The following is an 11994-nucleotide window of genomic DNA, read 5'->3' as shown; positions in this document are numbered from 1 at the left end:
GACCCCGTGACGCGGCAACATCATCCGGCTCTCCGGCTGTCCGGCTCTCCGGCTGTCCGGCTGTCCGGCTCTTCGGCTCTTCGGCGCGCTCTGCGCCAGGATCATCCGGCGCAGCGGCGCAGCCCCCGGCGCGGGCGCGTACGTACCGCGCGCCCTTCCTTCGCCAACCATTCCGCTCGGGCAGCACCCGGCCGCCGGCGTGTGCGACCGGCCCGTCGATCCCCGGCGGGGCCGCAGGCTCAGGCCCGGAGGTTCGGGTGGTCGATGCCCTCGAACGGCTTGATCCGGACCACCGGTTCCTGGCCGCCGCGTCGCGGGACGGTCTGTACGGTGCCCCAGGGGCGGTCCGGGAGGGTCACGGTGAAGGAATAGCTGTTCGCGCATCCGGTGCAGTCGTACCGGTCCTGCCAGACCTCGACGTCGGTGTCGCTGCCGGGGATCCGGGCGGCGTGCCGGTAGGTCGCGTGGCAACGGGTGCAGCGCTCGCCGGGAGCGCAGGTGCCGCCGCACGGGCAGGGCAGGTCGAAGCTCTCGGCGGGCTCCCAGTAACGGGTGGCCAGCGCTGCGGCGGTCCGGGTGTCGGGAGCCTTGGAGCCGCGCGGGACGGTCATCCGGCGGGCGGCGACGACGTACGACTCGCCGGAGGCGGCCATCCGGCCTCGGATCACGCCCTTGCGGACTCGGTTGGTGGTCATGCTTCCTCCGGCGATTGCCCACGGGGCGGGGTGTCGAGTACGGCCGGCGGCGCGGACGGGACCTCGGGGTGTCGGCCCCGCGTGGGCGGGCCGCCGTACCTCACGATATCCGCCATCCGGGGGTGGACCCGAATCAGCCCGGCCGCACCGCCCGCGGACCGGTCACCTCGGCGCCGAGCGCGCGCACCCGGTCACGCAGGCCGCGGTCGGCGGTCACCACGAGGCAGCGACGCGCGGACGCACTCGCGCGCTCGGCCGCGACCAGCTCGACCATCCGGTCGTCGCCACTGCCCGAGGCGCGTACGACCCGCACACCGGGCACCTCGGCCACCCCGCCGGCCGCACCCTCGACCACCAGCACGACGTGCAACGGCCCACTCCGCGCCCACTCCGGCACACTCGCCCCGCCCGGCAGCCCACCCGAAGCCATCCCCACCAACCCGTCCCGCAACCGCTCGGTGGCCCCCCGACGATCCTTCCACCACCCATCGGGCACCGACCCGACCACATTCGCCGCATCCACCACCACAAGCGGCACCAATTCCCCAACCATCCCCCCATCCTCCCGCCCCACCGCCACAAACCCGCACGGAACAAACCGACCACACAAAGACCAAGCAACACACGAGCCCCACCCCCACAAACACCCCAACACCAAACGCACCGCCACAACACGACAACTCGACCAGGACGGCCGCAGAGCGGCGCGGGCGCGGAGCGACGCGGGGCGGGCGCGGCGCGAGGTAGGCGGGACGCGGGGTGGGCGGGACGCGGGGCGGGCCGGGACGCGGGGTGGGCGCGGGGCGAGGTGGGCGGGACGCGGGGCGGGCCGGGACGCGGGGCGGGCCGGGCAGCCCGTCCGGCGCTTGAGGACAACCCACCGACCGGCCCGGCGACTCCACCGGTTCCGCACGACCAGGGGACCCGGACCGGGACCGCCCAAACCCGCAGCCCGTCCGGCGTTTGAGGACACTCCACCAACCGGCCCCGCGACCCACCGGCTCGACACGACCAACCCGGCCGCCCAAACCCCCCAGCCTGTCCGGCGCTTGAGGACACTGCGCCGACCGGCCCTCGCGGCCCCACCGGCTCCACACGACCAACTCAGCCCGTCCGGCGCTCGAGGACGAAGCCGACTTCGGGCTTCGACGCGCCCGACGGCCCGCCCGATATCCCCGCGGCCCAGCCATGGAACGGCACCCGGCCACCGCGGAAGGCGATGGCCGGGTGCCGGATCAGGTGACGGGACGACGCGTAGGGGAGCCCGGATCATCCGGGTGCGCGCCACCCGTTCGGATACGGATCAGGAGGCCGCGGAAGCGGCAAGCGCCGCGAGGCCGTTGCGCCACAGCTGGTTGACCCGCGCGCGTTCCGTCGCGTTCGGGTTCGGGTTGGTGCAGGACGGGCCGGGGCCGCCGCCGGACATCAGTTCGCTGCACGGACCCGAGTAGTGGTCCGGCAGACCGAGCACGTGTCCGGTCTCGTGGGCGGTGACCCGGGTCGAGTTGTACTGCTGGTTCTGCCGGTAGTCGAGGAAGATGTAGCCACTGCCGTGGCCGTTCGTGCTCGCGTACGAACCGCGCGAGTCGTTGCCCTCGTAGTACCGGAAGTCCGGGTTGCTGCCTTCCTGGAGGCGCACGTTGGTGACCGAGCTGTTCCAGATCTGCGCGGAACGGGCGATCTGGGTACGGAAGGTGGGTGCGCTGGCGGCGCTGTAGGTGACGGTGACCACCGCCGCCGAGTTGCCCGTCGCGGCACGCTTGCCCGCCACCGACTTCAGCACGGCGTCGAAGAACGCCTGGTTCTGCGCCTGGTCTTCCTGACCGGAGTACTGCGCGGAGGAGCGGAGGGGGGCCGCCACTCCGTCGTCGCCGGCCGCTGCCGAGGGCGCGGCGACCAGCCCGGCCGCGAGGCCGAGGCCGAGAATTGCGGTGATCACGGTCTTACGGGGATTCCGGGGACGCACTGGGGACATGGGGGGCTCCTTGGGGTGCCGAAGACCTGTTCGGTGCGCAATGAGTCTCACGGGAGCCCGGTCCGGCCCGGATGATGACAATCGGCGATAGCACCGTCGTATCACCGCTCGTTCCCGGACCGTCACCGAGCATTCACGGATCGTGTTACGGAAGATTCACGCCCCGCCCCCGGATCCCACGCCCGCCGGTGTCTGGTACGACCGCGATAGTGCGTCCTATCCTCCGCATCATGGAGCTAGAGGTGAGGCACCTCCGCGCACTGTGTGCCATCGGCGACACCGGCAGCCTGCACGCTGCGGCCCGGTTGCTCGGCATGACCCAGCCGTCCTTGACCGCGCAGCTCAGAAGAATCGAAAACGCCCTGGGCGCGCCCCTGTTCGTCCGCGACCGGACCGGCAGCCGACCCACTCCCCTCGGCCTCACGATGCTGCATCGGGCCCGACCCATCATGGCCGAGATGAGTGCGCTGGTCATCGACACCCAGGCCGAGGCAGTCCGAACCGCCGGACCACACCTGCGCATCGGCGGGACCGCGAACCGGGTGATCGCCGACTGGCTGCGCCGGCTACGGCTGCGACTGCCCACCACGGACACGTACTTGCGGGTGGACGTGTCGGCGAGCACGCTGCTCGGAATGGTCGCCGCCGGCCAGCTCGACGTCGCGTTCGTGCACGAGGTCGAGGGCTTCCCGCTGCGTGTGCCGGAGGGTGTCCGGCGTCGCGTACTCGTGGAACGGGAACCGCAGTTCATCGCGATGTCACCGGATCATCCGGCCGCGGCCGAGTCCGAGATCAAGCTCGCCGACCTGGCCGACGACCAGTGGATGGTCGACCCGAGCGTGGACGGCGAGTGGGAGGGGCTGCGCGAGGTGTTGTCCGACGCCGGCATCAACCCCCGGATCCTGCACGGTGATTACCTCACCGCCGCATCCCTGGTCGCGATCGGCGAGGTGGTCACGCCGTGCCAACCCACTTCCCGCCCGCGGCCGGACATGGCGGTCCGGCCGCTGGCCGGCGATCCGCTCGCGGTCCGGTTGTTCCTTGCCTATCGCACCGACAACGGTCCCGCCCCGGCCCTGATCGACACCGTCTACCACGAGTTGGAAGCCGCCTACCGCGAGGCAGCCTGGCTCGCGGTGGCCTACCGCCAGCGGCTGCTGCGCGAGGACAGCCCGATCCTGCGATACGACGGCCAATCCCGCAGCCGACCGTGACCCACGGCACCACCCGCCCCACCGACCCACCCCTCACGCCGCCCACCACCGCCGCCTGCCGCGCGAGGACAGCCCGATCCCGCGACACGAAAGCCAATCCCGCAGCCGACCGCGAACCACGCGGCCGCCGGGGCCGCCGACCCGCCCGACCCCCGCGCGCAGCTCCGACGCGGGCGGCCCGACCGGTACCGATCCGGGTTCGCCGAGGCGAGGGTGAAATGATGGCCTGATCTGCCGGTTCGACCACACTGTGAGCCGGATCGACCGGACTGTGAACAGTGTTGAACAGTGAGGACCCCCATGACGACCCCCGACGCCGGAAACCCCGCCCCGGTCCCGGCCTCCGCGCGCGCCGCCGCCGGGGCCACCCTCGCGCGCGAGGCCGCGCGCTTCGCCGGACTCGGCTGGATGCGCGGCACCTCCGGAAACCTGTCCGTGGTGCTCTCCCGTGAGCCGCTGCGGCTCGCGGTCACCGCCTCGGGGCTGGACAAGGGCGAGTTGGCGGCGGACGACCTGGTCGTGGTGGACGCGTCCGGCGCGCCGGTCCCCGAGGAGGCCGGCACGCCGCCGCGCCGGCCGTCCGCCGAGGCCGGGCTGCACGCGCGGGTGGTGGCGCTGACCGGCGCCGGCGCGGTCTTCCACGTACACACCGTCTCGGCGGTGCGCGCGGGTCGGCGCTGGCCGGCCGGGATCGAGTTGCGCGACCTGGAGATGCTCAAGGGCATCGGCCGCTCCGCGCACGACGAGACGGTCACCATCCCGGTGATCGCCAACAGCCAGGACATGACCGAACTCGGCGACCGACTCGAGGCCGCGCTGGTCCCCGGCGTCCCGGCGGTCGTGGTCGCCTCGCACGGGATGTACGTGTGGGGCGCGGATCCGATCCGAGCCCGCCACCACGTCGAGGTCGTCGAATGGCTCCTCGAATACCGCATCGCCGAAGGCTGACCCCAACGGCAACCAAGCCCGGCCCCGCCCTCGGGCACAGGGCACACCGGGGACGCGGCGAGGCCGCTTCCCCGGTCCCGGGCGGCCCTGGGCGGAGGCCTTCCAAGGCCTATAGGAGCAGTGCTCTCACATCAGAGCACCGCTCACCCTGACGCACCAAAAGACTGCTCACCCGCGCTCCACGAGAGCACCGCTCTCCCAAGCAAGGACACCAGAGCACTGCTCTCGCGCCAGAACGGCACTCTCCGAGACAAACACGTCAGAGCAATGCTCTCGCGGCAAAGCGCCGCCCTCCCAGGAACACCGGAGCATTGCTCTCACACCGGAGCACCGCTCTGCCCGCACGCCAGGAGCACCGCCCTCCCAAGCAAGCACGCCAGAGCATTGCTCTCGCGCAAGAGCACCGCTCTCCCGGCAAACAAGAACACTGCTCTCCGAAGTCCCCCGGAACACTGCTCTCGCGGACTCGTCGGCGCACCACCCACCCGAGCCCACCAAAGCGCCGCTCTCGCACACGACGACAGCAGAGCACTGCTCTCGCACCGGAGCACCGCTCTGTCCGCACGCCCGGAGCACACCGCCCTCTCAAGCAAGCACGCCAGAGCGGTGCTCTCGCGCAAGAGCACCGCTCCCCCAGGCAAACACGCCAGAGCAGTGCTCTCGCATCAGGGCGGCGCTCTCCCGCCGGAGCAGCGTTCTCCCGGGCACACCAGAGCACTGCTCTCGCGGATCTACCAGGCCACGCCTCTCCCAAGCGGGCGCGCCAGAACGGTGCTCTCGACTGGAGCAGCGCTCTTCCTAACCCGCAAGAGCACTGCTCTTGCACCGGAGCACTGCTCCTCCCGGCACCAGCCCGCGTACTACCCGCGCCCCGGTCCACCAGAGCACCGCTCTCCCAAACGAGCGCAGGAGAGCAGCGCTCTCGTACCGGAGCACCGCTCTCCCAATCGGTGTACCGAAGCGGCGAGCACCGCTCGCACCAGAGCACCGCTCTCGCACCGGAGCATTGCTCTCGTACCGGAGCACCGCCCTCGCCCTCGGCCCTCCCCCTCACCCTCGCCCCGAATCAGTACTCCCGCACACCCGTCTCGTTGACGATCGCGCTGATCAGCCGAGCCGGAGTGACGTCGAAAGCCGGGTTGAAGGCGCGCGACTCGTCCGGGGCGACCCGGACGCCGGCCACCTCCAGCACCTCCGACTCCGGCCGCTCCTCGATGGTGATCTCGTCGCCGTGCGCCGTCGCGTCGTCGAACGTGGTCAGCGGCGCCGCGACCACGAACGGGATGCCCGCGTCGGCGCAGGCCAGCGCGACGCCGACCGAGCCGATCTTGTTCGCGGTGTCACCGTTGGCGGCGATCCGGTCCGCGCCGATCACCGCGACGTCCACCAGCCCGCGCAGGATCGTGCTCGCGGCGGCGCCGTCCGGCTGGACCAGGTGCGCGATGCCCTCCTGGGCCAACTCCCAGGCGGTCAGCCGCGATCCCTGGAGCAGCGGGCGCGTCTCGTCCACGTAGACGACCTCCAGCACGCCGCGCGCGTGCAGTTCGCGGACGATGCCGAGCGCAGTCCCCCAGCCGGCCGTGGCCAGCGAGCCGGTGTTGCAGTGGGTCAGCACGCGCAGTGGGCGGCGCTCGACCCGGGACAGGATCCAGTCCGCGCCGTGCCGGCCGATCGCGTGGTTGGCCTCGACGTCCTCCCGGACCACCGCCTCGGCCTCGGCGAGCACGGCCTCCACGCCCTTGGCGGCGAACGGCACCACCCGGTCCACGCCGCCTGCCAGGTTGACCGCGGTGGGCCGGGCGTCCCGGATCCGGGCGATCTCCCCCGCCAGCCGGTCCGCGTCCCAGCCCTCGCGTGCGCCCTGGAGCATGGCCACCGCGACGCCGAACGCGCCGGCCGCGCCCAGGGCCGGGGCGCCGCGCACCGCAAGCCGGCGGATCGCGTCGATCAGGGCGTCCACGTCGGTGATGTCGAGGTACACGACCCGCTGCGGCAGCGCGGTCTGGTCGAGCAGGCGCAGGCCGGTGCCGTGCCAGGCGAGCGAGCGTATCTCGGAGGCCATCGGGGGTCCTTTCCGGGCGGATGAGCGAGCGCCGGGTGGTCGCGGCGGACGCGGAGGCCGCGAACGTGTGCGAAGTCACCGACCCGGCGGCGGACCGCGGGTGGGAGCGAGCGCACGCGGTGGCGCACTACGGATGCTACGTCGCAGCGAAACGCGCTCCCGACCCGCGCCCGGCATCCGGGACGGGTGCGTATCGTCGCGGTAACCCATTGTTCACATCGTGGACAATGAGTCCACATTGTGAACAAGCGCGAGAAGTGCCTGGTGAGGGTGCTAACCTCCCCCGAAACCAGTCGGATGTGATCATCACATCAAGACTCGGACTGGTGCGACCGGAAAGGAGCCGGCTGTGGCCGAAACGTGGCGTTGCGACGCCGTACGTATCGAGTGCCGCGGCCGCTCCATGGCGTGTGACCGTCCGCCGCTTCCGCTCGACAAGCGCGACCTCCGCGGCGTCTGTACCGGCCGCGGCGTCTGTATCGGCCGCGGCGTCCGTAGCCGCCGCACCGGCCGCTGTTGCCGGCGCCCCTGCTGATCGTTCGAGCCTGATCGCCCGCACTCGACCGCCCTCGACCGCACCCGATCGATCGCGCCGACCGCCGACCGCCGATCACGGCACGCGAACGCACCGCAGCAGCCACCACAGCAACCGCAGACACACCAGTCACCGCAGTCGCACCAGTCACCGCAGCCAGCACAGCCCCGCGGAACCGAACGCGCCATCGGGCGCCGAGACCGACGGAACCGCGAGGTTCCGTCCCCCGAACCGCCGACTCCGGGCCGCCCCGCCGGGATCGACTCTCCTCCCAAGGACGCTCATGTACCGCATCACCTCCCGTCACCGCCTGGCCGTGGCCGCCGTCGTCGTCGGCACCGCGCTCGCCGCCACGGCGTGCAACGCCTCCGCCGACAAGGACAAGTCGCCGGCCGCCGGCGGCACGGGCGGCGGGGACGCCGCCAAGAACGTCGTGCTGGTGACGCCCGAACCGATCGGCGTCAACGACTTCCTCAAGCTCGCCGCCACCGGCGCGCAGAACGCGGCCAAGAAGGCCGGCGGCAGCGCGACCGTGCTGGAGAGCAAGGACACCAGCGCGATCCAGCAGAACGTCGAGGCCGCGGTCCGCCAGAAGCCCGCCGTCGTGGTGGCCGTCGGCTTCGAGTTCGCCGACGTGCTCGCCCAGCAGGCCGAGGCCAACCCGAAGCAGCAGTTCCTGTTCGTCGACTCGTGCACGAGCAAGCCGTACCCGAACATCACCTGCGCGACGTTCCGCGAGCACGAGGGCACCTTCCTCGCCGGCGCCGAGGCGGGCCTGCTGACCAAGAGCGGCAAGGTCGGCGCGGTGGTCGCCCTGGACAGCCCGCAGATCCGCCGCTTCTCCGACCCGTTCGGCGCGGGCGCCAAGCAGACCAACCCGGCGAGCGCCTTCACCCAGCTGTTCGTCGGCGGCCAGAAGCCGTTCAACGACCCGGCCCGGGCCAGCGAGCAGACCGCGTCGCTCAAGGCCAAGGACGTCGACCAGATCATGGGCGCCGCCTCCGCCGCGGGCAACCTCGGCGTGTTCAACGCGGCCAAGGCGGCCGGCGTGCAGGCGTACGGCGTCGACGTCAACCAGTGCTCGGCGGCGCCCGGCACCGTCGTGGACAACGTGATCAAGCGCACCGACATCGCGGTCGAGAAGGGTGTCGAGCAGATCTCCGGCGGCAAGCCCGGCGGCGTCACCTCGTACGGCCTCAAGGAGGGCGGCATCACGCTCACCGGCATGGAGCCCGGCGTGGAGACCTCGCAGTGCCTGATCGCCCAGCACCCGGACGTGCTCAAGACCGTGCTCGGTCTGCGCGACCAGATCGTCGCGGGCAGCGTCACCGTGGCCGACCCGGCCACCGCCAAGTAGTGCCGTAGTGCCCCGCCCGGCGACGTTCACCCCGTCGCCGGGCCCGGCACCGAACCGGGCCCACGCTGCGCCGGTGTCGGCTCCACGGACGTCCACGGACGTCCACGGAGGTCCACGGAGGTCCTCCGAGGTCCACGGACGTCCGCGGACATCCACCGAGGTCCGCGGACATCCACGGAGGCCACCGGACGCCCATGAACGTCCACGGATCCGACACCGGCGAACGCCCGCCCTCCCCAGCCCCCTTCGACCGGAGAGACGCCCGATGAACGATCAGCACGCCGCCGCCCCCGGTGACATCGCCGAGGTCGAGATGCGCGGCATCGTCCGGCGCTTCCCGGGCGTGCTGGCCAACGACCGGGTCGACCTGCGGGTCGCGTCCGGCGAGATCCACGCGGTGATGGGCGAGAACGGCGCGGGCAAGTCGACGCTGATGTCGATCCTGTACGGCCTGCAACGGCCCGACGCCGGCCGCATCCTGCTGCGCGGCACCGAGCACTCCTTCGGCTCGCCCGTGCAGGCGATCGCGGCCGGACTGGGCATGGTCCACCAGGGCTTCAAGCTCTTCCCGTCGCTGACCGTCACGGAGAACGTGGTCTACGGCAGCGAACCCACCCGGCGCGGCCTGGTGGATCGGGCCGCCGCCCGGGCCCGGGTCGCCGAACTGGTCGACGCGCACGGCCTGCACGTGCCGCCGGACGCCCGGGTCGCGGACCTGCCGGTCGGCGTGCAGCAGCGGGTGGAGATCCTCAAGCTGCTCTACCGCGACGCGCGCGTGTTGATCCTGGACGAGCCCACCGCCGTGCTGACCCCGGCCGAGGCGGACCGCCTGCTGGACGTCATCCGCGGCCTGGCCCGCTCCGGCCGCACGATCTTGCTGGTCACCCACAAGCTGGGCGAGGTGATGGCGGTCAGCGACCGGGTCACCGTGCTGCGCGACGGCCGGGTCACCGCCCGGCTCGCCACCGCCGAGACCACCCCGGCCGAGATCGCGCTCGCGATGACCGGCCGCCGAATCGATCTGGACCGCACCCACCCGGCCGGCACCCCCGCCGCCGACGTGCTCGACGTGCGCGGCCTGACCGTGTCCGCCGGACGCGGCGCCAAGCCGCTGGTCGAGGACGTGTCGCTGAGCGTGCGCGCGGGCGAGATCGTCGGCGTCGCGGGCGTGGCCGGCAACGGGCAGAGCGAACTGGTCGAGGCGCTGGCCGGATTGCGCCCGATCGCCGCGGGCCGGGTGCTCGTGGCCGGGCAGGACGTCGGCGGCGCCTCGGTACAGCAGCGCCGCAGCGCGGGCCTGGCCTACGTGCCCGAGGACCGGGCCACGGTCGGCGCCGCCCGCGACGCCTCGCTGGCCGACAACCTCGCGATGGGCTTCCACCGCACCCCGCCGCTGGCCGGCCGCGGCGGCTTCCTGCGCCGCGCGGCGATCCGCGAGCACGCCGCGCGCGTGATCGAGCGCTTCGGGGTCAAGGCCGCGTCCTCCGCCGTCACCATCGGCACGCTGTCCGGCGGCAACCAGCAAAAGGCCATCCTCGGCCGGGAGATCACCCACGACGCGCCGCTGCTGCTGGTCGAGCAGCCCACTCGCGGCGTGGACATCGGCTCGATCGAGAACATCCACGCGCGTCTGGTCGAGTATCGCGACACCGGCCACGGCGTGCTGCTGGTCTCCGCCGAGTTGAGCGAGATCCTCGCGCTGTCGGATCGCATCCTGGTGATGTACGAGGGCCGGATCGTCGCCGAACTGCCGCGCGCCGAGGCGGATGTGCACGCCATCGGCCTGGCCATGGCGGGCGGCGGCCCGGCGCGTTCGACCGCCGCGGCCGACCCCGAAGCCGGCGCCGACGCCTCCCCCACCGCACCGACCACCGCCCACCAGGCCTGACGGGTTATCAGATATGACTGCCAGCAAGGCCGGTACGGCCACCGAGCATCCATCCGGCCCGGTCGCACGAGTGGCGCTGCGGGTGCGCGGCGCCGTGTTCTCCCCGGTCACCGTGTCCATCGTGGCCGCGCTGATCCTGGGCGCGATCATCCTGGCCGGCACCGGCGCCGACCCGCTGACCGCGTACCGCTCGGTGCTCACCGGGGCGTTCGGCTCCGAGGGCATCGGCGACACGCTCGGCGAGTGCATCCCCATCGTCGGCCTCGCCCTGGCCCTGGCCATCCCGCTGCGTGCGGGCCTGGTCAACCTCGGCGGCGACGGCCAACTCGTGCTGGGCGGTCTGGCCGCCGTCTCGGTCGGCCTGTACTCGCCCTTCCCCAGCGCGATCACCGTGGTCCTGGCCCTGCTCGCGGGCATGCTCGCGGGGGGCCTGTGGGCCGCGCTCGCCGCCGTCCTGGAGACGCGCTGCGGCGTCCCGCTGCTGGTCAGCAGCCTGCTGCTGAGCTACCCGGCGATGTCGTTCGTGTCCTACATGGTGCGCTTCCCGCTGCTCCAGAAGGGCTCCGGCATCCCGCAGACCGAGCGGCTGCCCGAGGGCGTCAAGCTGCCCGAGTTCGCCGCCGGATCCGGCGCGGGCACCGGGGTCAGCGTGGGCATCGTGCTGATCGTGCTGGCCGCGGTGGTCTACTTCGTGGTCGACCATCGCACCGCCGCCGGCTACGAGGTGCGGATGACCGGCCTGGGCGCGCGCTTCGCCGGCTACGCCGGGGTGGACCGGTCCCGGCTCACCCTGCGGCTGATGTTCGCGTCCGGATCGCTGGCCGGCCTGGTCGGCGCGATCACCGTGCTCGGCTTCCCGTACCGCATGGTCGACGGCGCGCTGACCACGCCCGGCTACACCTGGACCGGCCTGCTCGCCGCGCTGCTGGCCGCCGCGTCCCCGCTGGGCACGGTCGCCGCCGGGTTCTTCTTCGCCGCGCTGACCATCGGCGGCTTCGGCATGGAGCAGGAGACCGCGGTGCCGCAGCAGCTCACCGCCGTGCTCCAAGCCGTGGTGATCCTCTTCCTCGCGGTCCGCGGCGGCGTGTTCCGCAAGGGCGGTTGGTTGCGCCGATTCGGCCGAGGGCCCGACACCACGGCCCACCCACCGCCGGATCTCGAAGCCGGCGTCCTCGAAGCCGGCGCCCCGACGACCGGTGCCCTCGCGACCGGCGGGCTCGACACCGGCGGGCCCGCGACCGGCGCACTCGACACCCGCGCACTCGACCCCGGCGTCGCCGGGCCGCCCGCCCCCGCGCGCGGCGACGGAGGTAAGTGACC

Annotated in this window: 9 protein-coding genes; 5 read left to right on the top strand and 4 right to left on the bottom strand. The window is 72.6% G+C overall.

The features are described 5' to 3' along the window. Positions 1–239: 239 nt before the first annotated feature. The 3 genes from ACFZBU_RS03640 to snpA all read right to left on the bottom strand — a co-directional run bounded on the left by ACFZBU_RS03640 (position 240) and on the right by snpA (position 2670). Positions 240–695 (bottom strand): hypothetical protein, encoded by a 456-nt coding sequence (locus ACFZBU_RS03640; RefSeq protein WP_391581824.1) that lies wholly within the window; start codon positions 693–695, stop codon positions 240–242. 133 nt (positions 696–828) lie between these two features. Beyond that, a complete protein-coding gene (locus ACFZBU_RS03635; protein ID WP_391581823.1) occupies positions 829–1248 on the bottom strand; it encodes an NTP pyrophosphohydrolase in 420 nt (139 codons plus the stop codon). Between the two features lie 750 nt (positions 1249–1998). Further along, positions 1999–2670 (bottom strand): snapalysin, encoded by a 672-nt coding sequence (gene snpA, locus ACFZBU_RS03630; protein WP_391581822.1) that lies wholly within the window; start codon positions 2668–2670, stop codon positions 1999–2001. A gap of 230 nt (positions 2671–2900) precedes the next feature. Here snpA and ACFZBU_RS03625 point away from each other — a divergent pair, with 230 nt between their 5' ends. Further along, the gene (locus tag ACFZBU_RS03625; RefSeq protein ID WP_391581821.1) at positions 2901–3884 is read left to right on the top strand and encodes a LysR family transcriptional regulator; all 984 of its coding nucleotides are present in this window, start codon (positions 2901–2903) and stop codon (positions 3882–3884) included. A gap of 300 nt (positions 3885–4184) precedes the next feature. Further along, positions 4185–4832 carry a methylthioribulose 1-phosphate dehydratase gene (mtnB, locus tag ACFZBU_RS03620; RefSeq protein ID WP_391581820.1) on the top strand — a complete coding sequence of 216 codons (648 nt, stop codon included), beginning with the start codon at positions 4185–4187 and terminating at the stop codon, positions 4830–4832. 1066 nt (positions 4833–5898) lie between these two features. Here mtnB and mtnA read toward each other — a convergent pair. Further along, complete coding sequence (gene mtnA / locus ACFZBU_RS03615; protein ID WP_391581819.1) at positions 5899–6894, bottom strand: S-methyl-5-thioribose-1-phosphate isomerase; 996 nt, start codon at positions 6892–6894, stop codon at positions 5899–5901. 818 nt (positions 6895–7712) lie between these two features. On the opposite strand from mtnA, the gene ACFZBU_RS03610 reads away from it, so the two are divergent. The 3 genes from ACFZBU_RS03610 to ACFZBU_RS03600 all read left to right on the top strand — a co-directional run bounded on the left by ACFZBU_RS03610 (position 7713) and on the right by ACFZBU_RS03600 (position 11992). Then, the gene (locus tag ACFZBU_RS03610) at positions 7713–8786 is read left to right on the top strand and encodes a BMP family ABC transporter substrate-binding protein (protein WP_391581818.1); all 1074 of its coding nucleotides are present in this window, start codon (positions 7713–7715) and stop codon (positions 8784–8786) included. Positions 8787–9051: 265 nt separating this feature from the next. Next, positions 9052–10674: an ABC transporter ATP-binding protein gene (locus tag ACFZBU_RS03605; RefSeq protein WP_391581817.1), complete on the top strand. Its 1623-nt coding sequence runs from the start codon at positions 9052–9054 to the stop codon at positions 10672–10674. 13 nt (positions 10675–10687) lie between these two features. Beyond that, the gene (locus ACFZBU_RS03600; RefSeq protein WP_391581816.1) at positions 10688–11992 is read left to right on the top strand and encodes an ABC transporter permease; all 1305 of its coding nucleotides are present in this window, start codon (positions 10688–10690) and stop codon (positions 11990–11992) included. Positions 11993–11994 lie beyond the last annotated feature (2 nt).

The sequence above is a fragment of the Embleya sp. NPDC008237 genome (assembly GCF_042956465.1).
In the GTDB taxonomy this organism is placed as follows: Bacteria; Actinomycetota; Actinomycetes; order Streptomycetales; family Streptomycetaceae; genus Embleya.
Note: the sequence above shows the minus strand (reverse complement) of the source record. Positions and strands in the feature narration are given on the sequence as shown.